At 41.4% G+C, this 19,583-nt stretch carries 22 protein-coding genes; 9 read left to right on the forward strand and 13 right to left on the reverse strand.

Annotated features, from left to right (window positions below; translation table 11 throughout):
• The first annotated feature begins 36 nt into the window (after positions 1–36).
• Positions 37–852, forward strand: coding sequence for an exodeoxyribonuclease III (gene xthA / locus NEJAP_RS11450; protein ID WP_201347370.1), 816 nt, complete (start codon positions 37–39; stop codon positions 850–852).
• 17 nt (positions 853–869) lie between these two features.
• Here the strand turns inward: xthA and NEJAP_RS11455 are convergent, their stop codons facing one another.
• The gene (locus NEJAP_RS11455; protein WP_201347371.1) at positions 870–1,784 is read right to left on the reverse strand and encodes a universal stress protein; all 915 of its coding nucleotides are present in this window, start codon (positions 1,782–1,784) and stop codon (positions 870–872) included.
• 159 nt (positions 1,785–1,943) lie between these two features.
• Here NEJAP_RS11455 and NEJAP_RS11460 point away from each other — a divergent pair, with 159 nt between their 5' ends.
• Positions 1,944–2,351 carry a YgaP family membrane protein gene (locus NEJAP_RS11460; protein WP_201347372.1) on the forward strand — a complete coding sequence of 136 codons (408 nt, stop codon included), beginning with the start codon at positions 1,944–1,946 and terminating at the stop codon, positions 2,349–2,351.
• 225 nt (positions 2,352–2,576) lie between these two features.
• A complete protein-coding gene (locus NEJAP_RS11465; protein ID WP_028470727.1) occupies positions 2,577–2,861 on the forward strand; it encodes an ArsR/SmtB family transcription factor in 285 nt (94 codons plus the stop codon).
• Positions 2,862–3,135: 274 nt separating this feature from the next.
• Here NEJAP_RS11465 and NEJAP_RS11470 read toward each other — a convergent pair whose 3' ends face one another.
• Complete coding sequence (locus NEJAP_RS11470; protein WP_201347373.1) at positions 3,136–5,871, reverse strand: bifunctional acetate--CoA ligase family protein/GNAT family N-acetyltransferase; 2,736 nt, start codon at positions 5,869–5,871, stop codon at positions 3,136–3,138.
• A gap of 424 nt (positions 5,872–6,295) precedes the next feature.
• Here NEJAP_RS11470 and NEJAP_RS11475 point away from each other — a divergent pair, with 424 nt between their 5' ends.
• Together NEJAP_RS11475 and NEJAP_RS11480 are read left to right on the forward strand one after the other, a co-directional pair.
• The gene (locus tag NEJAP_RS11475) at positions 6,296–6,496 is read left to right on the forward strand and encodes a PA3496 family putative envelope integrity protein (protein ID WP_201347374.1); all 201 of its coding nucleotides are present in this window, start codon (positions 6,296–6,298) and stop codon (positions 6,494–6,496) included.
• Positions 6,497–6,578: 82 nt separating this feature from the next.
• On the forward strand, positions 6,579–6,785 hold the full coding sequence (locus tag NEJAP_RS11480) for a PA3496 family putative envelope integrity protein (protein ID WP_201347375.1): 207 nt from the start codon (positions 6,579–6,581) through the stop codon (positions 6,783–6,785).
• Between the two features lie 136 nt (positions 6,786–6,921).
• On the opposite strand, the gene NEJAP_RS11485 is transcribed toward NEJAP_RS11480, so the two are convergent.
• Positions 6,922–7,557, reverse strand: a complete 636-nt coding sequence (locus NEJAP_RS11485; RefSeq protein ID WP_236590908.1) for a LysE family translocator — start codon at positions 7,555–7,557, stop codon at positions 6,922–6,924.
• A 125-nt stretch (positions 7,558–7,682) separates the two neighbouring features.
• On the opposite strand from NEJAP_RS11485, the gene NEJAP_RS11490 reads away from it, so the two are divergent.
• On the forward strand, positions 7,683–8,213 hold the full coding sequence (locus NEJAP_RS11490; RefSeq protein WP_201347377.1) for a DUF2058 domain-containing protein: 531 nt from the start codon (positions 7,683–7,685) through the stop codon (positions 8,211–8,213).
• 91 nt (positions 8,214–8,304) lie between these two features.
• Here NEJAP_RS11490 and NEJAP_RS11495 read toward each other — a convergent pair whose 3' ends face one another.
• Both NEJAP_RS11495 and NEJAP_RS11500 read right to left on the reverse strand, forming a co-directional pair.
• Positions 8,305–10,926: an EAL domain-containing protein gene (locus tag NEJAP_RS11495; RefSeq protein WP_201347378.1), complete on the reverse strand. Its 2,622-nt coding sequence runs from the start codon at positions 10,924–10,926 to the stop codon at positions 8,305–8,307.
• Between the two features lie 241 nt (positions 10,927–11,167).
• Entirely contained in the window at positions 11,168–11,782 is a 615-nt protein-coding gene (locus tag NEJAP_RS11500; protein WP_201347379.1) for an SH3 domain-containing protein, read from the reverse strand.
• Positions 11,783–11,993: 211 nt separating this feature from the next.
• On the opposite strand from NEJAP_RS11500, the gene NEJAP_RS11505 reads away from it, so the two are divergent.
• Genes NEJAP_RS11505 through NEJAP_RS11515 form a run of 3 tightly spaced genes read left to right on the forward strand, consistent with a single transcriptional unit; the run spans position 11,994 to position 13,561 of the window.
• Positions 11,994–12,476 (forward strand): hypothetical protein, encoded by a 483-nt coding sequence (locus NEJAP_RS11505; RefSeq protein WP_201347380.1) that lies wholly within the window; start codon positions 11,994–11,996, stop codon positions 12,474–12,476.
• Positions 12,473–13,081 carry an SCO family protein gene (locus NEJAP_RS11510; RefSeq protein ID WP_201347381.1) on the forward strand — a complete coding sequence of 203 codons (609 nt, stop codon included), beginning with the start codon at positions 12,473–12,475 and terminating at the stop codon, positions 13,079–13,081. Before NEJAP_RS11505 ends, NEJAP_RS11510 begins: the two co-directional genes overlap by 4 nt.
• 12 nt (positions 13,082–13,093) lie before the next feature.
• The gene (locus NEJAP_RS11515) at positions 13,094–13,561 is read left to right on the forward strand and encodes a copper chaperone PCu(A)C (RefSeq protein WP_201347382.1); all 468 of its coding nucleotides are present in this window, start codon (positions 13,094–13,096) and stop codon (positions 13,559–13,561) included.
• Positions 13,562–13,758: 197 nt separating this feature from the next.
• Here NEJAP_RS11515 and NEJAP_RS11520 read toward each other — a convergent pair whose 3' ends face one another.
• The 8 genes from NEJAP_RS11520 to soxX form a co-directional block, all read right to left on the reverse strand.
• A complete protein-coding gene (locus NEJAP_RS11520; RefSeq protein ID WP_201347383.1) occupies positions 13,759–14,304 on the reverse strand; it encodes an elongation factor P hydroxylase in 546 nt (181 codons plus the stop codon).
• 19 nt (positions 14,305–14,323) lie between these two features.
• A complete protein-coding gene (locus NEJAP_RS11525; RefSeq protein ID WP_201347384.1) occupies positions 14,324–15,013 on the reverse strand; it encodes a hypothetical protein in 690 nt (229 codons plus the stop codon).
• Positions 15,014–15,167: 154 nt separating this feature from the next.
• Entirely contained in the window at positions 15,168–16,937 is a 1,770-nt protein-coding gene (gene soxB / locus NEJAP_RS11530) for a thiosulfohydrolase SoxB (protein WP_201347385.1), read from the reverse strand.
• Between the two features lie 69 nt (positions 16,938–17,006).
• Entirely contained in the window at positions 17,007–17,429 is a 423-nt protein-coding gene (locus tag NEJAP_RS11535; RefSeq protein ID WP_201347386.1) for a hypothetical protein, read from the reverse strand.
• 12 nt (positions 17,430–17,441) lie between these two features.
• Positions 17,442–18,308, reverse strand: coding sequence for a sulfur oxidation c-type cytochrome SoxA (gene soxA / locus NEJAP_RS11540; RefSeq protein ID WP_201347387.1), 867 nt, complete (start codon positions 18,306–18,308; stop codon positions 17,442–17,444).
• Between the two features lie 64 nt (positions 18,309–18,372).
• Positions 18,373–18,690 carry a thiosulfate oxidation carrier complex protein SoxZ gene (gene soxZ, locus NEJAP_RS11545; protein ID WP_201347388.1) on the reverse strand — a complete coding sequence of 106 codons (318 nt, stop codon included), beginning with the start codon at positions 18,688–18,690 and terminating at the stop codon, positions 18,373–18,375.
• Between the two features lie 21 nt (positions 18,691–18,711).
• A complete protein-coding gene (gene soxY, locus NEJAP_RS11550; RefSeq protein WP_201347389.1) occupies positions 18,712–19,173 on the reverse strand; it encodes a thiosulfate oxidation carrier protein SoxY in 462 nt (153 codons plus the stop codon).
• 33 nt (positions 19,174–19,206) lie between these two features.
• Positions 19,207–19,569 carry a sulfur oxidation c-type cytochrome SoxX gene (gene soxX / locus NEJAP_RS11555; protein WP_201347390.1) on the reverse strand — a complete coding sequence of 121 codons (363 nt, stop codon included), beginning with the start codon at positions 19,567–19,569 and terminating at the stop codon, positions 19,207–19,209.
• Positions 19,570–19,583 lie beyond the last annotated feature (14 nt).

Below are 19,583 nucleotides of genomic sequence, written 5' to 3' on the forward strand. Positions count from 1 at the left end.
GAATGGCCGCTAATTTAACAAACTGACGATGCCTATATGAAAATTATCTCTTTTAATATTAATGGATTACGTGCACGTCCTCATCAGATTGCTGCGCTCATCGAAAAGTACAGCCCCGATGTTATTGGCCTGCAAGAAATCAAAGTGGACGACCCTCAATTTCCAATAGAGATGATTGAAGCACATGGCTACCATGTTGAGTATTTTGGCCAAAAAAGCCATTACGGCGTTTGTCTTATCTCCAAACTACCGCCATTAAGCATCCAAAAAGGCTTCCATAGCGACGAACCTGATGCCCAACGCCGCATGATAATCGGTAAGTACACAACGCCTAAAGGGGATACCGTAACTATACTCAATGGCTATTTTCCACAAGGTGAGAATATTGAACACCCTACTAAGTTCCCTGCAAAAGCCCGTTTCTATGAGGACCTGCAGGAACACCTGATAACAAACCACTCTCCGGATGAAAACTTAATTGTGATGGGCGATATCAACATTTCACCCACCGAGCTTGATATAGGTATAGGTGAAGTTAATCGTAAACGCTGGCTAAAAACGGGAAAGTCTAGTTTTCAGCCAATAGAACGTGAGTGGCTTGCTCGTTTGCAGGGCTGGGGCTTAACAGATACATTTCGACAGTTTCATCCCGAAACTAATGACCGCTTCAGCTGGTTTGATTATCGCAGTAGAGGTTTTGAGCAGGAGCCTAAACGAGGTTTAAGAATTGACGTTATTTTAGCAACGAAGGTCCTTAGCCAAGCCTGTACAAATTCAGATATCGATTATGAAATAAGAGGCATGGAGAAACCTTCTGACCACGCCCCTATATGGGCAAGTTTTGATCTGTAAAAACCAAAATACTTTGTTTATTCAGTAATCGGGCTGACAAAGCCCGGTTGTTTAACCAATAAAAAATCACAGTCAACATGACCAACGATTCTCTCAACGGAGCTTCCTACCAAGAATCGATCCAAAAAGCCTCTCGATATTGAGCCCATAACAAGAAGATCAATGTTTTCGCGCTTAACAAGGGCTGGGATAACAGCATGAACATCGCCCTGCTCAAGATGTAAAATAACATCTTTACTCACCATAGCTTGCAACACGTCAGTATGTTGCTGTTTAACTTTTTCATGCATCGCCGCATAATCGATAGTCAGATGCTCATCAAAAATTGCGGCCTGTGGAATTGTAGCAAAGCTATGCACCACATGCTGCTCAGCGACCAACAACCGGCTTAACACTTGCGAATTTTTCAATACTTGATTATCCAACTTCTGAGGCTCTTCACACTGATGAAACGGATCAACCAAAGCTGCAACACGAGGGTGAACAGCCCATTGCTGGTCTCTAATTAACAACAGGGGTGTTGGGCATTGCGCTATTAACTGCCAATCTCCCTGTCTAAATAAATAATGCCCATGAGAATGTCGACCGATAGGAAAAACAACAATATCTGCTCTATACCTTAGCGCTTTACGGATGAGGCCTTCAGCAACATTACGGTTCCAAGTTACATCATAACTAACCTGCCCACCTTGTGCTTCTAACTGCTCAGCCAAGCGAATTAACTTAGCCTCCGCTTGATGTAAATATCCGGCCACAGCATGCTTTTCAGCTTCATCATCAAAGAGATAGCTTCGGTGTAAAGACTGGTTATAACAACAAGAAAACAACTCAATCATGGTTCCTTTTTTCTGAGCCAGTATCATTATTTTCTGCATCAACGTATCTGATACTTGGGCTGTATCAATATGCACCAAAACTCTTTCAGTCTTCATAAGCTTCTCCAAATACGGCATGACTTCACGATAACAAGAAAAGAATTTTTAGTCTTGGTCTTACTCAATACAAATTAACTAAAGAACAAAGATATTTACCAACATATTAGATTAAGCTAATATATATAAATACTAAATCTTATATGCTGGAGATCAATCATGACCGTTAGTGCAGCACTTCGTTTAATGGCTGGAACCGTTGTACTCATCAGCCTTGCTCTAGGAAGTTATATCAACCCAAATTGGTTTTATCTCACAGGCTTTGTGGGCTTGAATCTACTCCAATCTGCATTTACTGGCTGGTGCCCTGCTATCACTATTTTCAAGAAACTAGGCTTACAACAAGAAAGTTGCAATGTGGCTGGTATGAATGTTAATCAAGGTATACACATCATGGCTGGGTCAATAATTCTTGGAACAGTAATCGCCGTTTTATTTTTCAGCATCAACATCTTGATATTCGTTATAACAGCGATTGTCGGTGTCAGCTTATTACAATCAGCTTTTTCCGGCTGGTGCCCTGGCATGAGCATCGTACGGTTTTTAGGCTTTAAAGACGCTCAATAATTTTTATTATAAGTCTCTATTTTTGTTTAAGAGCACCTTAACAGGTGCTTTTTTATGGTAAAACCCTACATTTCACCTTATTATCCTTATACTAAAAGAGTAAAATTACAAAAAGGATTTGTAACAGGCTCAAAGATTTGTTTTATCTCAACTTAATCCTGTGGAGAGTAAGATTTGGCCCATACAATAGAAGAGTCAAGCATAAGCGCCGAGACCCTCGAGATGATGAAAACTAACGCATCACGTGCAGCGCAGCTTATGAAAGCGCTCGGCAATGAAAGCAGACTACTCATTCTTTGCTATTTGGATGGCAAAGAGCTTTCTGTAACACAACTCAATAACTGTCTTGATTTAAGTCAGTCCGCATTATCCCAGCATTTAGCCGTTCTCAGAAAAGATGGCTTAGTTAGCACTCGCCGAGAGTCACAAACTATCTATTACTCTTTATCTGGTGACACTGCTAAACGCATTATCCATACACTCCATGAAATGTACTGCCCAACAGCGTAATATCAACTCTGGTTGTTGATAGCGCAAGTTAAACAACACCTTCTCTTTCACATCATGAAGTAAGCCTCTCTAGATACAATAATATAGTACATATGTATTGCAGAGGCTTTACTATAGCGTCATCAAATAACGCACATAAAAGCACCATAAAAAAGGTATTAACAACCTTTAGCATCCCAGTTTTTATGAATGAGCTTACCTGATTAAGGCATAAGATATTGAGCCACTAGTAAACACCTAGCGACTCATAATGTTTTACTTTGTACCACTAGTGCTAATGCTGCAACCGTGTAAACTGCCAATCTTCAGTAGGTTCATTAAGTTTCATTTTCATATCAACTACTTCCTCTTCCATATTGAAAGTATTGGTAAAACCAAGCTTTAAAGCCAACCCTTGCATTCCCTTATTAGTAGGCAATGTCGACCCTTCTATCATTAATGTCTTGCGACTACGGCAGTAATCAACCGCTTTACGCATTAAAATAACACCCAGACCCTCCCCTTGCAGGTCATCTCTTATGACTACCGAAAATTCACTTTGAATATTATCAGGGTCAGTGACGACACGGACGACACCCAGCGTTTCAGGCCCCGTCCCATCCAAACTTGGCGCAGTCACAATAAATGCCATTTCACGGTCATAGTCAATTTGCGTCCAACTCGCTAGCTCTTGATGAGAAGGAACTCCCCGACTATAGAAATACCGCATACGAATAGATTCAGGGCTAAGTTTATTATAAAAATCTAGATGGCGAGGCTCATCTTCACCACGGATCGGGCGTACAACAGCAGGCCTACCTGAACGCTTCAGCGCAATTGATTCCTCTAAATCACCAGGGTAAGGAGATATGGCTAACTCAGACTTATCACCAATAGAAACCGCAACATCTACAGCTAAAATACCCATTTTGTTCAATAAAAGAGGGTTAATTTCCAATCCCTGAAGGTTCGGCAAATCAACAATCATTTCAGACAATTTAAGAATCATGTCAGAAAGCTGCTCAACATCTCTTTCAGGCTGATAGCTATGCTCTTTTATAATCTTATAAATACGCGAATTTTTAACTAGCTCTTTTGCCAAAGCCGTATTCATAGGTGGTAGCATGACATGCCTATCAGCCAATACATCAACCGTAAACCCACCTGCACCAAAGACGATAATGGGACCAAAAGTCGGATCTCTGGTAATACCTACATTTATTTGCAAAGACTGAAAACCACGTTTCATCTGTTGCACACAAAAGCCCATACTTTGGTCATCACCTATACGCTCACTAACACGGTAAGCCAATTTTGTTGTCGCATACCTAACGTCACTTGAAGAATACAGGTCTTGCGCTAAATCATTGCGGCGCTGTGAGGCTTGATCGTCATAGCTAAATGGGTAAACATTTTTACGATGCAACGCCTTTATCGCAACAGATCCTCCAATTTCTTCAGCACGTGCGACGACAGTTTCGATATCCTCTGCATAATAACTATTTTGAACAGGGATATCGTACTGATCTAATAAATCACATGCTTCATCATGTGTCAGGTAATCGCGCGGTTCAGCCAGAGCATCAGCAATGATTTTCTTTGCTTTTTGATGGTTCTGCGTATTTTGTTCGATATAGGTCGCCGGAGTTTGACGCATAACAACTTGGTTACGGCGATAATCCACCATGTGCATAAAAGCATCAATAGCTTCTTCAGGCGTAATGAAAGTGGCTACATTAGCAGCATTACAATGATTCCGTGCTTCGATGGCCGTCGCGCGCCCCATCCAACATGTCAGGATATTACGCTGCGATTTACGAATAACCTTCACGAGCTCATCAGCTGTTTCAACACTAGGGGCTAATCGTGTCGGTGCATGAATTGACAAGATAACATCTACTTCTTTATCTTTTGATAAAATTTGAGACACTTGCGCAAAACGCTCAGGGGTAGCATCTGAATTAAGATCGATGGGATTTTTTTGGTTCCAGCCAGGTAGCAGAATATTATCAAGCTGACTAATAGTCTCTTCACTCAGGGTAGCTAATTTACCACCCGAGTTTAATAAACGATCCGCGGCTAAAGCATTTGGTCCCATACCATTACAAATAATTGCTAACCGCTCACCTCTAAGAGGCTTCATACGAGACAAGGTTTCTAATGCATTAAACAACTGATCAGATGTATCTACACGCACAGCGCCAGCACGCCTTAACGCTGCATCATATACAACATCTTCATTCGGTATACCAGGGGTAGCAGCAATTTTTGATGCTTCTTCAGAAAAAATTCCAGATTTCAGCACCAGTACTAATTTATTACGGCACGCCGCGCGTAAAGCTGAAATAAAGTTTCTGGAAGAACCAGACACACGATCCATTTGCAGTAAAATAGAATGCGTATAAGGGTCCTGGGAAACATAATCGATCACTGAAGACAGGTCGACATCAACGCCGTCACCTAAGGTCATAAAGTGAGAGAAACCTATTTCGCGACCGTTGGCCCAATCAATCATTGCCGTCCCTAATAGCCCGGACTGACCAATGTAAGCAACCTTCCCCTTTTGGATATGCATATGCGAATAACTAGCATTCATATTAGAACCAGGAACCAGCAGCCCCATACAATCAGGCCCCATAATTCTTATCCCATAGGGTCTAGCCGCTTCTCGAACAGATTCACTGAGTGTTTTAGCCGCAGGGTTATTCTTAATAGATAAGCCGCCCGTTAAAATTATCGCAGCTTTCACCATATGTGCGCCTAATTTACGAATAATATCGGCCACGGAATCAGGCGGTGAACAAATAATAGCCAGATCAGGCATTTCTGGAAGCTCAGAAATACTTTGATAACACGGTACACCAAAAACTTGGTCGTAACCTTCAGGGTTAATACACATCAATACCCCAGGAAACTTACTACCCAGTAAGTTTTGGACAACAATTCCACCCATACTTCCAGGCTTCTCTGATGCGCCAAAGACCGCTATCGATTTAGGCTTAAAAAAACGTTTTAAGTATTTTGTGCTCAAATCCTGACCCTCACACTACTGTTATAAATAACGACGACCCTTATTAAAAGTATACATCCAATAGCACCTTTACGCAGTCGCAATAATACAAACATCTCAATATTAGTGGCCCAGATCAACAAAATCAAAAAGAAATGCTGCACCAGCACAATTTTAAACTTGATGGCTTTCTAAACCCAAAAAAACTAACACAACTACTTTTATGCAAACTAGCAGTATCTCTTATAAACATAAAACGTAAATTTATTTAATGTTGATTTTTTTTCAAAAAATTTCTGAAATCACCAAATTTATTTCAATTTACACATCAGCCATCCACTGTTAAATATCAATTTAGTAACGATGTTTACGAGATATTAATGACCAAGTCTGATTTTTCGTTAACATTAAATAATGTAATAACTTGCTTGGAGGTATCACTCTTATGAGAGATGAAATAAATATCAGTGATGACTCACTGGACGAAAATGATAGCTACGACTTAGATAACGATGATGTAGAGGATTTAGGTTTTATCAGCACACAGAAAAATACTCGGCGTAATATTCGACAAAACATTGAAGAAATGCTCGAAGCAAGGCGCCTTCAACGAAGTCTCGAAGACGAATTTAGTGATAATTTTTAATCTAGCGGCTAGTAAGGGGCATAAAATAACACATGCTCCTTACTAGATAAGCTCAAATTTGAAATAACAAGAGAACATGTTTATGAGCACTAAAGTACGCGTTGCAACCATCCCTTCTGATAATAATGAATGGGATGGCTCTGTATTTGAAAAAGAAAGCTTCAGCAAAAATAAGAAGCGCGCGAATTTTAATGAAGGTAAAAGAAGAAGAACGGAGCATTTTTACGAAGAACGACGCCTGAAACAGCACATTTCTCATGATTATAGTTTTGATAACATAGGCATTTAACAGACTAAAATATTTTGTCCCAAATATCATCCTAAAAGCGCTATCTTCAGGTTACGTTAGACGCTATATTGATTACTAGGCCTCGTCAGAGATTGCTTCTCCAGCGAACTGCATCTTTGGCGTAGGCCTTCATGAGTTACTCTCCACGCTGCTCAAACGCCAAACTTAACCCCAAAGTGATCATCACAGCACCTGTCGCGCCCTGTAATGTCTTTTCAACGCGCCTTCCAATCCCACAACCTTTTAACTTACACAACATTAACGTTAAAGCACAAAGCCACATCATACTTATAACAAAGTGAATCCCAGCCAAACCTAACGACTGGGCTAACAAATCAAACTCAGGGTTAATAAACTGAGGTAAAAATGCCATATAGAAAATGACTGTCTTGGGGTTAAGCACATTAGACAATAAGCCCTCTCTAATCGACCTAGACCAATTAAAGTTATGGCCAGCAACGCTCACTACATCACCTATAATAGGTTTGCGTAATGAGGTTAAGCTCTGTATGCCAAGCCAAATCAAATAAATTGCGCCCGCTAGCTTTAAAACACCAAATGCCCAAGATGACTGCAATAAAATGACAGAAATGCCCACAGCAGAAACAGTTGCATGAACAAATAGACCACTACAAATCCCAAAGCTACTAACAACACCATCTTTCCAGCCCCCTCTATTGGTATTCCTTAAAACCAATAGAGTATCGACACCCGGCGAGATAGTTAATAACGTTATGGCAACTAAAAATGCTATAAATTGCGGATCTGTCATTACTGTGCTCATGATAAAAATTGAATGAAATATACCCTAACAACGCCTACCTGGGAAGGATGTAACGCTCTTTTAAAACTGCTTGTGGTATCATACTGCCCAAAAATCATAGCAGGTATTTGCTGATGGCTATCTCACTTCAAGATCAGTTATTAAAAGCCGGTCTGGCCAATAAACAACAAGCAAAAAAAGCAAAAGCACAAAAGAAAAAAGCGACAAAACAAGACTTAGCGGCATCTAGTGCCGAGGCGCAGCGAAATCTTGAAAATTCACGTAAAGAAAAAACTGAACGTGATAAAGAATTAAATAAGCGTCGTGAAGAAGACAAAGCAAAAAAAGCTTTAGAGTCTGAAGCACGCCAGCTGATAGAGCATCACAAAGTGCGCATAAGCGATAAAGCTGAAATAGGCTACCGCTTTGTTGATGGCACACTGATAAAGAATATTTATGTCACAGCAGATCTACATAACCAACTTGCCCGTATGCAGCTGGTTATTAGCAAACTAGATGACAAATATTATTTGATACCTGCGGAGATTGCAGATCGCGTTGAAGCACGCCAGCCAACATGGCTGATTCGCCTCAAGCCCGAAGAACAACCCGAGCAAGATGATCCATATGCTGACTACGCTATCCCGGATGATTTGATGTGGTAATGTGTAACTAACAGCGCCAATACTTGTCTTTACATAACCACCGGAAAATCATCCGGTGGTTATGTCTGTTAAAAAATGTTCTGCACAAACCTCAGATAGCCCAATCAGGCGTTTCTTGCTGGCTCTTCAAATGAGCGGTCATCTGATCGTAGGTAAGAGGTTTTGTGAAGTAGTAACCCTGACCAAGATCACAGCCATATACGCGCAGAAGGGCTAATTGATCTTCATCCTCAATCCCTTCAGCAACAACTTTAAGCCCGAGCTTATGCGCCATAGTAATCACAGTATGTGTTAAGGTTGCATCACTACGATTATCAACCATATCCATGATAAAGCATCGATCAATTTTAAGCGCTGAAACTGGGAAGCGAGTTAAATAACTAAGTGAGCTATAACCAGTACCAAAGTCATCAATACTAAGTGAAACTCCCAAACTTAGAAGCTCATTAAGAACAGGCTGCACCTCTTCTAAGCGCTGAGCAAGCATAGATTCTGTTATCTCTAATTCAAGCACACTGGGGTTTAAACCAGTATCTTGTAAAACTTTGCGTACCGTTCCAACAATATCCGAGTTGGTTAACTGTGACATAGAAACATTCACGGCCATAGCGAGTGGTTGAGTCGCATGAAATTGAAATTTCTGCAGATCACGGCATGCTTCATAAAGCGCAAATTCGCCGAGCTGATCAATCACACCTATCTCTTCCGCTGCTGAAATAAACTCTTCAGGGCTCACAAAACCTAATCGCGGACTCTGCCAGCGCATGAGCGCCTCAAAGCCATATACTTCACCGGAGGAGATTCTATTTTTAGTTTGATAAACCATAAACAGCTCTTTATTAGCAAGAGCATTGCGGATCTCTGATTCTAGTTCTACTTTACGCTTATTCTTATCATCTAATTCTTGGCTGAAGAAACTATAGCAACGTCGCCCCTGGTTTTTAGATTCATAAAGCGCAATATCTGCATGCTTTAATAAATTAGAAACATCAGCACTATCTTCTGGGTAGCGTGAGATACCAATACTCACTGATATAAAGAGCTTTTTACCTTCCAGTAAGACAGGCTGCTTCATAACACTCATAATGTTATCGGCAAGATCCACTACCTCTTGCTCAGCATCAAACACAATAGACACTAGAAATTCGTCACCGCTCATATGGCAGGCGGTTCCTGAATCAGCTACAGCTTGCTGCAACCTTACAGCAATAAGCTGTAACATTTGATCGCCTAACATATGACCAAATGTATCGTTTATTTGTTTAAAATTATCTACATCCATGTAGAGCACAGCAACACGCTTATTTTCTTGCCAAGCTGTTTTCAACGTTTCAGTCAACAGCTCGTTGGTGCGGCGCCTGTTAGGAAGACCTGTTAAAGCATCATAATTTGCCTGCTTAAATAAGCGTACCTCAACTTGTTTACGCTCTGTTATATCTTGAGTAACAATCACATGATTTGTCACATGGCCAGCATCGTTGGTCATTCCACTAATTGAAAATGAAAACCACTGCTTCTGCTCTTTTGCGCGGCGTTCTCCATACCAGTTTGTGCCATGAAGTAAGTTTTCAGAAATAGCTGCAACATCAGTTTTCAATAAACTGTGAGGAAAGTGTTCAAGAAGCACTTGGCCAGAATCAAGTTTAATCAAAGATTCTGTGCCATCACTCAAACGATTATTGGCATACTCAATTAACCAATATTCATCGGTGACAATAACACTACTAGGGCTTTGCTCAATAGCTCTGGAGAGTTTGAAAACATTATGCTCAGCTACATTTCGTGCAGACTCAAAACGAGCGGCTCTGGTTAAAATAATCCTGAAAACAACAAGACCAACAATCAGAAAAATTAATACGGCCAGTGCAACATATTTCATTCTCTCTAACCAACGAGAAAATAAGTCCGCACTCTGAATTCCACTCACTATATAGAAACGATAGTCTTGAATAAAACTAGCGGTGACGAGTAGCTGCTCATCTTGATATTGCACATCACGTGTGTGCCATTCACCTGCTTTTTGCGTCAACTCTGATAAAGTATTGAGAAACTCGTCTTCTACTTTCAACGATACAAAACTTTGCCAAAAAGTATCTGATTCAGGGTAAGAAATATATACACGGCCATCATCGCCAATGATCATTGAGCGGCGCTTACTTTCAGCCTCTTCAGCCTCTTGCCAAATGGCATCATTACCTAGCAAACGATAAGCCGCTACAACATAACCCGTTTTAACACCGCTTGAATTCGTAATGACTTTTCGTACGGGCAAGATGTTTTCGCCAACAAAAGTAGGCCTAAAAGGCCGACCAATAGTCGATTCATCATTATCGAACAAATCCAGCCATTCAAGTGTATGGATATTGCCAGTTGTCGCCACTATAGAGCCTTGGGTGTCGAGCACAGCCAATACTCGCATCTGCGGCGTTGCCCTTAAGACATCATTCAAGCGGGTTTGAATAATACTATCCCGGCTGCTTGAGACAGTAATAGACTCTGCTAATTCACCAAGTAAAGCTTCTTGATGTATAAAAAAACGTTTAACAACACTTGTTAAACTTTGATTATGAGGCGTCAAAGACTCATATGCTTGCTGCTTAACATTACTCCATGTGGCATAGCTAAAAGCAAAAAGAGCTAGCAACATTAACAATGATAACAAACCATATAAAAGCTTAAACCAACGTGCTGTTTTACCATTAATCTCTTTCATTCACGCCCCAATATCCATGGCTACATAACTCACACGCTTTAACTATACTGCTACCCAGAACATTCATGATAAACACAATCAGAAAACTGCTGGTAAGCCAGCAGCATCTTGTATAAAACCACACCTACTATGGGTAATTGTAGCTATCATTTAATGATTTGCACTGCCTAAACGGCATAAGAAAATAGTAAATAGCTATTCGCCAAGACAAACTGTTTTAAACAATGATGCCAAAGATTCTTTAGCTATCTTGAGCGATACATCTGTAATCAACAACAGTTACTTTTTCAACCATCACTTTCGTTAATGGAAACACCATTAATTGCATCCTAGCCGCACCAACACCTTTTTTTATAGGTGTGCGAATTCTGCCCGCTTCTTGTAATGGCTTCACTTCACCGCCTTTTAAATGTAAAAGCACTTCCGATTCACAACGAACCTCTGCTGCGGTTTCGCTTAGCGGCCCTGTGACCGTGAAGTCAATATCTAACATACAGCTACTTACACCGCTCTTTTGCGCATTAGGTAAGCATTTTAAGTGAGCACCTATTGAGTCTGCTTTAACTGTCGTATTTTCCTGTCTATTGTCACTTTCGCGCTGCAGATAATCGGCATGCATCCAGCCTTCTACTTGGCGACCATCACTGTGCAATAAAAATATGTTAGCCCAATCTCCTTGTTTCTTTATAAAAAGAACCTGCTCTCCTTTTTTCGCTTTCAGTAACACTGAAAACTTTGTTCCCGGGCCAGAGCGAACATTTATCGGCTCATCTGTCACCCGATAGTAGTCCAAAGCAGAAACATCAAAGCTAATCAGAAATAAGCTAAATAAAACAAAAATAAACTTCTGACGCATGAGTACCCTCTTTATCCTAATCATATTCTCGCTAATTTATTGACTCGTTTTAAAATATATTTTCAAACTTTAAACGATAACTTTCAGCACTCATAAGTGCAAGTATTAACGCCCCTCTAGCACTACTCTGATTGCTTTTAGGATGCGACAATGAGTCGCATAGCCGAGCAAGTCTATAACCACTAAAATATATGAATAATGAGCACTCTAAATGACAGGAAACAAAACCATTCAACATATCAAAATTTTAACGGGGATTGCATGTTCGCTTGGGGTGTTAATACTCCTTTGGAAACTGCCCGATATGCTTGAAAGCACTCAGTCATCAAGATTGCTTACTGTCGTAGAACCCTGTGATCTTAAACAGTCAGACTGCAAAGCGAAGTACGATAAAAAAAGCATTTCACTAAACGTTAGCCCGTCCTTTATACCATCCATGGCACCACTGACCTTTACTGTGGTATTAGATAACATCCAAGCTAAAACAGTCATACTTGAGTTAAAGGGAAAGGAGATGTTTATGGGTATTAATAAAGTGCAGTTATCGCCCCTGCCTGACGGCATCACATGGAAAGGAACAACAGAGCTAGCGGTCTGTGTAACCGGCTCTATGGTTTGGCTAGCCTCGGTATTGACCTATACAGACTCTACAACTGAACCCCACAAAGCAACATTCGAGTTTGAATCGCCATGAAACATCGTACTCTTTCAACATTACGGATATTACTCATACTAACTGTTTTAATGCTTATTGGCTTAGCTGCAATTTTTGTATTAAGGCCACAAACAGTTAATAGCGACAACATCACAACCCTAGGCGGCAACTTCACACTTGAATCCCAGAACGGCCCGGTATCCCTGAGTGATTTTCACGGAAAAGTGGTGGCGCTATATATTGGCTACGCATCCTGCCCTGACGTTTGTCCTACGGCACTTGCCGTCATGACACAGGCATTTAAAGCTCTTAGTGAGAAAGAAAAGAAATCTGTTGCCGGTATATTCATTAGTGTAGACCCTGAAAGAGACACTCCAGAAAAACTAAACACCTATGTGAAGTTTTTCAGCCCAATGATCACTGGCGTAACAGGTGAAAAAACGGCCATTGATAAAGTCGTTAAACAATACGGTTCTTTCTATCGAAAAGTAGACATGAGCGACTCTGCTATGGGTTATGCCGTTGATCACTCATCAAGAATTTACCTTATTGATACTAAAGGTAAGCTCTATAAGCCTTTATCACACAATAGCTCACCTTCCGATGTGCTATTAGAAATCAGAAACTTGCTTGACCAGAAATAATAGGACAAATCCATGAAAAGAATACTGCTATCAACCATATTATTACTAACCTCTCACCTTGCTACAGCCGAGGTAAATGTTGATGGCGCGTATGTTCGTGCCGTACCTCCGGGTCAGATGAACAGTGCAGCCTTTATGCAGCTAACCAATAATGACAATCAAAACCTGAGTTTGATTTCTGCAACAAGCGATGCTGCTAAAAACGTAGAACTGCATACCCATACACAAGACAATGGCGTTATGCGTATGAGACAAATAAAAGAAATAAAGCTACCTACAGAACAACAAGTAATATTACAGCCTGGTGGCATGCATATTATGTTGATTGGCCTAACACGCAACTTAACAACAGGCGAAAACGTCAACCTCTCATTAACATTCTCTGATGGCTCAGAGCAGCCATTACAGCTTCCGATCAAAGCAGTCATGCCAATGACTGGTCACAAAATGAAGCACAAACATGGTGCCAAAGCCGAATAATTACACAAGCATTATCGAAGTAGTTTTCTTATATGAGAAAACTACTTGGTAAACTTTGCACATCGAACAACCACGAATTATTTGATCAACGTGGCTAGCGAATAGCATCTTACAAAGATGGACTTAAAAAGAAATTTACACGTAATTAATCTTATGGAAATTCAAAATTTAACATCAAAGATGATTCTTAGACCATGTTAAAGCGAAGAAAAATCAAAGCATTCAATATCAATACAATCACTTGTACGATAAAAACCACAAAGTTTTTTACGCAACTGCTCTGCTCTCTCAGGCAAGCCTTGCTTGCTATAAATTCCAACCTGAGAAAATACTGCCTGCTTAAACTCAGAAGCATCTGTTGCTTCACCATTCAAGTTGTCTGCACTGATATGAAAACGATACCCTGCTGCTGCAGATAAAACCCATTCGATTGCTTGAGGTTTAACCTCAACTTGTTCAAAAACTTTTTGCTGCTCAGCAGTACGTCCATCCGGTACATACCAATAACCAAAGTCCTCCAACTTACGCCGTTCATCCCCAGCAATTAGCCAGTGTGATATTTCATGCAAGGCACTGCTGTAATAACCATGCGCAAAATAGATAGCGTGGTAATCACGATTCTCGTCAGCAGGTAAGTAGATAGGCTCATCCCCTCCTTTCACCAAGCGAGTGTTATAAGTATCAACAAAGCACTCATTAAATAAAGTGATCAAATCCTGATAAAGGTGGGGAGCGTTACTCAACTAAGTCTTTCCTCTGTACCTATTGAAACATTAACCATGTATCTTGCTTTAACCACCAGGATTGCCCTGTCGCTTGGTCTACTCGCGCAGCGACATAGCCTTTTACATCCTTGTCTGCACGTAATAGTTGAATAGTGAAGACAGAGGGTAGCACCTCTTCAGACTCATTAAGCAGATTCCATTGCCCATTATCAGCTAACCACGACTCCCCGCTAAAGCGGTCATAGCGGATCAAGACCCACTCACCTTTCGCGGTATAGCCAGAAACTAATTGATATTGAGCGTCGGCGCGCTTAATCAAACTATTTAATCGTTTTGTTAATTGCTCAAGATCCGGGCTCTCTTCGACTGTATTCACAGAACCGTTTGTATCAGAAGGTGCTTTTTTTGTGGATTGATTAGACAACATTTGCGCACGAGCTAGCAGTATTTGAGTCGTTTTCCTCAACTCAGATGTATCTGCTTTAATTTGAATGACCTGCTCTTGCATCGTCGATAACTGGCCTGATAAATACTCTACATTGTCTGATCTGCTCGCTGCTAATGGTGCAGCCCTTCGCTCGTTAGATGCTGTCGCTGCTTGCTTATTAGTCTCTTCGGGTGAAGACGGTGCCTTTTCAGAATCAGGCTCAGGAAGAACAGCGGCTGTTTGGCAACCTGCGATGAATAAGCACAATGCAGGCATAATTATCCAGGACTTAAATACCACAACACCTTCTCCATTATCTGTTTGCTGGCTATTCTAAAAGAAACGTAGCAAAACAGATATAACCTATCAATGCAGCGGTTTATTTTCCATTACGTATTTTGAAGATTAAAAATAAAAGCACCATAAGCGCCGCAGCAATTATGGTGCTGTACTTTTATACCGGGTAATCAACAATCCCTGGGTTACCCGCAACATTTTTCAACTTTGGTGTATTAAGTTTATCAATACTAGCCACTTTGCGGTCTTTGAGATGCTCTGCTACTACATCCCAAATGTCAGCGCCTTCAGAGCGTGCACCTACCGTTGCCCAACCACTGACTTTATAGGATTTGTCAGCATCTACTTTTTCACCATTATCTAGCGTCATCTCGCTAATACGACGTCCAATAGTTTCAGCAGGGTCACAAACATAATCAAAACCGCCAACACGCACCATATCCCCACCGGATTGTAAGTAAGGCTCTGGATTGAACAAGTTGTCTGCAACATCTTCCAAAATGAGCTTCAACTCTGAACCTTTCATCTCACGAACATAAGTTTCAGGGTAAGTCAGGCATGTCTGATCTAGCACATGCTCCATCGTTACCATCTGCCCTTTGAGCACCGTTGTTCCCCAACGAAACCCTGGTGACAAGGAAATTTGTGCATCATTTACGTTACGTAGTGCATCGCAAATCACCTGATCAAAAGTACCGTTAAAGTTTCCTCGACGGAACATCAGCTCATCAGCAGGTGCTAACTCTTCAGTTAACCAAGGCAGATAGGGAGCACGAATATCCGTGATTAACTTAGCCATTCCCGCATCTGGTGCTAATAACTCAGAAAAAACTGGCATCAGGCGGTATCGGAAATCTTGGACTTTACCTTCTCGGATATCTAGATCCATAACGCCAACAAACTTGCCGTTAGAACCCACATTACAAACTAATGTTTTCCCACCATTATTCTTCACAATCGTTGGCGCGGGGATACCATCATGAGTATGGCCGCCCAAGATCACATCAACGCCTGATACCCTGCTGGCCATAGCAAGGTCAACATCCATACCGTTATGTGATATGACAATGACGGCATCAACATTTTCATTCTCTCGAATGTGGTTTACTTGCTCCTGCAATCGGTCATCGTATATATCAAACGTCCAATCTGGGATAAAACGAGCCGGGTTAGCTATTTTAGTACGAGGAAAAGCTTGCCCGATAATCGCAATACGCGCGCCACCTACTTCTTTGATGCTAAATGGTTTAAAGACATGCCCCGAATCTTCATCATGAATATACTCATCCGCACCATCAAAAAGCGCATCTTCGGTCACAAACACATTTTGCGCCAGAAACTCACCATTAAAGGCTTTAATATTCTTTAGGATCTCTTCTTGATGATAGGTGAACTCCCAGTGCCCCGTCATGAAATCAACACCTAACTCATTAGCTGCCTGGACCATATCCATGCCACGGGTTTTATAAGATGTACCAGAACCTTGCCATGTATCGCCGCCATCTAACAATAATGTATTCTCACGCCCATATGATTCTCGCAGGCGCTCTACTAATGTTTTGATATGAGCAAAGCCTCCGACTTTTCCATATTTAACAGCGGCTTCTTCATATTGCAAACAAGAAAAAGCATGGGCTTCTAATGAATTAGAATTAATACCAAAATGACTTAGCAGCTTATCCCCAACAAGGTGAGGTGCTTGGCCTTTCGCGGCCCCTATACCCAAATTAACATTAGGCTCTCTAAAGTAAATAGGTAACAATTGCGCATGACAATCTGTCATGTGTAACAAACGTACATTACCAAAATCAGCTATTTCATAAGGGTCAACAGACTGCTTAGAGGCAGCAAAACCCGTAGAGGGCAAAACACCTGCTGCACCAGCAAGGCCTAGCAGCTGAGCAAACTCACGACGTGACATAGACATATTTTTTTACCTTCAGGCAAAAAAATACCCGCAGCAGCACTGCCACTACAGGTATTTTTACAAGACATATTATTGAGGAACTGAAAGATGCCAGTTTTTCTCAGCGTAAGCATGTTGCTGTAAACCTATGCGGGCGTGGTATTTAGCCTGTGCCGCCAAGTTAAGGGCTTTACGGTAATCGCCACTCTCTACAGCTGCTTCTGCATCTTTAAGAATGCCCTTTGTGAGTTTCCACTCAAAACCAACTTTAGCCACTTCTGCATTCTGTGCTTTAGCTTTGGCAATTAAGCTTTCTGCATTTGCTTTTGTCGCATCAACACGTGCTTCTACTTCCTCTAGGTGATCCGTAGAGTACTGCTGACCAGACCAAGTAAATGTATAGCCTTTACCATGCATCGCACGGTTCATTTCAAATGCTTCATCAAAAGTTTCAGCTATTGCTGCTGTTGGAAGGAGAACAACAGTAGCTATCATCGCTATCAATTTCTTCATCTTTTATCTCTCCTATTTACGTGAACCAGGACCATTTACAACAAGACCGTTGCTCATGTATGTCTGAAAATATTCAAGATTTCGAAATGTCTCATGTTGCATGTCTAAAGGCTTAGAGCGACTATCTTTATGGCAACCTTTGTAACGACGGTGCAATGTACCTAGCTCTCCCCACTTAGAACGAAACACCGGAAAGTGACTAGTATGCCCTAATGCAGGGCCTGCAAGATCTGCGCGTATCCGCACATTTGATCCTTGTAGATGACAATTTGCACACGACAGGTTCAATTGACCACGTTTCGTGTAAAAGAACTTCTTCCCCTCTAAGTAAGCTGCAAGCGCCCCGTCATCACCTTCTGGAATTTTTATATCAAACACGTTATCACGAGAGGTCCAAGCCATATAAGCAGAGACCTGAGCAATAGGCCCTTTGCCCCACTTCAATGGTTTCTCACCATTACTTTCACGACATTCGTTTATTTCTTGCTCTAAGGTTTTCACAGTGCCGGCTTCTTTATTCCAATAAGGGAAGTTTTGGCGTATACCAACCCCTCCATTTTCGAAACAATCCGCATACCCTTTACCGTTAGCAAACGCTGTCTTAAATAAGCGCTCACCCTCTTCAACATCAAACTCATAAGGTGGGAAGGATTCAAGCTCTTCCCATTGCGCCCTTGAGTCTGCATCAACTGCGTAGATACCATTAACGTAGTCCGCTAATTCCGCATCAGGAAAACGTTTCTTAAAGAAATTTTGTAGCGCCATTCGATCAGCTTCTGGATTAACAGAGGCTAATGTCGTGCTAGGTTGTGCTGAAAAAACCAACTGAGAACTTATCAGAAGACTCAGACCGATCGTAATATTTTTTATTATTTTCATTCGCTAATACTCCACCCTTTATCGATGGGTTAAGCAGACCTACTCAATCGAGGTCTAACTCTGTTTATTTAATAGCTGCTACTTCAGTGCCTGTCTTTCCCGAGTTCTCAGTCCACGTCATCGACAACTCATCTCCGCTTGCGCCGCCATCAAATGAGAACGCCAAGTAAGGATTTTTTGAAATTGCAGGCCCCAAGTTTGCTTCAAATACCACTTTATCTGCATGTTTTATTGTCAGGTTTTGTATAAACAACGCCGGAATTAACTCACCCGTTTTTTTATCTTTGCGTTGTCCAGATTCCATAATGTGCTTAGCCATTAATTTAACTTTGGTTTTATCACCGGACGCTTTTGCTTTTACTTTTAACATTTTCTTAGCCATTTCGAGTCTCTCCAATCCGTATTAACCGCCACATCCACCGATAGTAACTTTTACTTCTTTAGCCGCGCTGTATAGTTTGCCATTGGCTTTCACAACAGCCGTTACTTTCGTTGTTTTCCCCATCCGTACACGAGTAGACACATCTGCTTTAGTGCCAGCAGGAATCATAAACTCAGCTGCAAGTGGCGATGGGTTTCCTTCAATGAAAATACTCATTGACTCAACTCCGGACATCGATGAAGTCACTGTGACAGGGACAACTGCACCATTTTCTGCAATATCAGGCGCTTTTAAATTTACTTCAGCACTCTCTTCTACTCCATCAGAGCCGAATAAAGCATTCATGGCAGCGGTTTGCTCTTTTGCTTCAAATGCGTCTTTGCTCCATGCAGCAAGTGCAATACGTGGCATTAACACACTAGCACCAATTAACGCACCACCCGTTGCAATGGCCTTAACCACAGTACGACGATCTATACTCATCTCTCTAATCCTCTTACACACCCTAGGGGTACATCAAAATTGGTATATATATTCAACCACTGCATCAATCTCTTCTTCAGAAAGAATCCAATGTTTGCCAAGTGGCGGCATAATAGTGATTGGGTTATTTTTACTCGCATCCCAAACCTGCGCACGTAGCATGCGTTTATCAGGAAAACGTTGTGTCATAGCAACCATAGGAGGCCCTTGGTTACCAGCAAGGTTCGCATCAGGGTCATTGATCTGGTGACAAGAGATGCAATTACCTCTTGATTTACCCATATAGACCGCTTTACCTTCTGCGACGGTTTCCTCAGCTGTTATCGCGATCGCAGGCGTTGTAGCAATGAGAGCTAACAAGCTTGCTGCGCACATAGAGGTGGTCAGTTTGCGCATTCTTATCTCCTCTT

It is taken from the genome of Neptunomonas japonica JAMM 1380 (assembly GCF_016592555.1).
Lineage (GTDB): Bacteria > Pseudomonadota > Gammaproteobacteria > Pseudomonadales > Balneatricaceae > Neptunomonas > Neptunomonas japonica_A.

Bases quoted from the DNA above. Each gene is read 5' to 3' on its own strand.
- xthA (WP_201347370.1), top strand. From the start codon at position 37: ATGAAAATTATCTCTTTTAATATTAATGGATTACGTGCACGTCCTCAT.
- NEJAP_RS11455 (WP_201347371.1), bottom strand. From the start codon at position 1,784: ATGAAGACTGAAAGAGTTTTGGTGCATATTGATACAGCCCAAGTATCA.
- NEJAP_RS11460 (WP_201347372.1), top strand. From the start codon at position 1,944: ATGACCGTTAGTGCAGCACTTCGTTTAATGGCTGGAACCGTTGTACTC.
- NEJAP_RS11465 (WP_028470727.1), top strand. From the start codon at position 2,577: ATGAAAACTAACGCATCACGTGCAGCGCAGCTTATGAAAGCGCTCGGC.
- NEJAP_RS11475 (WP_201347374.1), top strand. From the start codon at position 6,296: ATGAGAGATGAAATAAATATCAGTGATGACTCACTGGACGAAAATGAT.
- NEJAP_RS11480 (WP_201347375.1), top strand. From the start codon at position 6,579: ATGAGCACTAAAGTACGCGTTGCAACCATCCCTTCTGATAATAATGAA.
- NEJAP_RS11485 (WP_236590908.1), bottom strand. From the start codon at position 7,557: ATGACAGATCCGCAATTTATAGCATTTTTAGTTGCCATAACGTTATTA.
- NEJAP_RS11490 (WP_201347377.1), top strand. From the start codon at position 7,683: ATGGCTATCTCACTTCAAGATCAGTTATTAAAAGCCGGTCTGGCCAAT.
- NEJAP_RS11495 (WP_201347378.1), bottom strand. From the start codon at position 10,926: ATGAAAGAGATTAATGGTAAAACAGCACGTTGGTTTAAGCTTTTATAT.
- NEJAP_RS11500 (WP_201347379.1), bottom strand. From the start codon at position 11,782: ATGCGTCAGAAGTTTATTTTTGTTTTATTTAGCTTATTTCTGATTAGC.
- NEJAP_RS11505 (WP_201347380.1), top strand. From the start codon at position 11,994: ATGACAGGAAACAAAACCATTCAACATATCAAAATTTTAACGGGGATT.
- NEJAP_RS11510 (WP_201347381.1), top strand. From the start codon at position 12,473: ATGAAACATCGTACTCTTTCAACATTACGGATATTACTCATACTAACT.
- NEJAP_RS11515 (WP_201347382.1), top strand. From the start codon at position 13,094: ATGAAAAGAATACTGCTATCAACCATATTATTACTAACCTCTCACCTT.
- soxB (WP_201347385.1), bottom strand. From the start codon at position 16,937: ATGTCTATGTCACGTCGTGAGTTTGCTCAGCTGCTAGGCCTTGCTGGT.
- NEJAP_RS11535 (WP_201347386.1), bottom strand. From the start codon at position 17,429: ATGAAGAAATTGATAGCGATGATAGCTACTGTTGTTCTCCTTCCAACA.
- soxA (WP_201347387.1), bottom strand. From the start codon at position 18,308: ATGAAAATAATAAAAAATATTACGATCGGTCTGAGTCTTCTGATAAGT.
- soxZ (WP_201347388.1), bottom strand. From the start codon at position 18,690: ATGGCTAAGAAAATGTTAAAAGTAAAAGCAAAAGCGTCCGGTGATAAA.
- soxY (WP_201347389.1), bottom strand. From the start codon at position 19,173: ATGAGTATAGATCGTCGTACTGTGGTTAAGGCCATTGCAACGGGTGGT.
- soxX (WP_201347390.1), bottom strand. From the start codon at position 19,569: ATGCGCAAACTGACCACCTCTATGTGCGCAGCAAGCTTGTTAGCTCTC.